Origin of the sequence: Halorubrum sp. SD690R (genome assembly GCF_005435035.1) — an archaeon.
Lineage (GTDB): Archaea > Halobacteriota > Halobacteria > Halobacteriales > Haloferacaceae > Halorubrum > Halorubrum ezzemoulense.
In genome coordinates, this window is record NZ_SGTV01000121.1 from 1 (window position 1) to 484 (window position 484).

1 pseudogene is annotated in these 484 nt (G+C 68.4%); it reads right to left on the reverse strand.

The annotated features are described in order from the left end of the window. Nucleotides 1–484 (reverse strand): annotated as a pseudogene (locus EXE41_RS18685) (carbamoyl-phosphate synthase large subunit); the annotation flags it as partial.

Consider the following 484-nt stretch of genomic DNA (forward strand, 5'->3'; position numbering starts at 1 on the left):
GCGGTACCCGCCGCCGGGGGTGCCGTCGTCGTGCCACGCGAACTGGATGTTACGGCCGCCCTGGATCCCTAAGTCGCGGATCACTTCGAGCGCCGCGTCCCGCATCTCCTGGTGACCGTCGTCGGGGATCACCTGCGACGGCGTGACGACCGTCGACTCGCCGGTGTGGATCCCCATCGGGTCGATGTTCTCCATGTTACAGATGATGATACAGGAGTCGTCGGCGTCCCGCATCACCTCGTACTCTAACTCGACCCAGCCCGCGATGGACTCCGTGATCAGCACCTCGCTGTTGCGCGAGAGCCGCAGCCCCTTCCGGACGCGCTCGACCAGCTCCTCGAACTCGTCGACGACGCCGGAGCCGGAGCCGCCGAGGGTGTAGGTCGTCCGCGCGATGACTGGGAGGCCGCCCACCGCGTCGACCGCCTCCCGGACGCGCTCGCGGAAGGCCGCCTCGTCGAAGTCGGTGACCGACTCGTCGTCG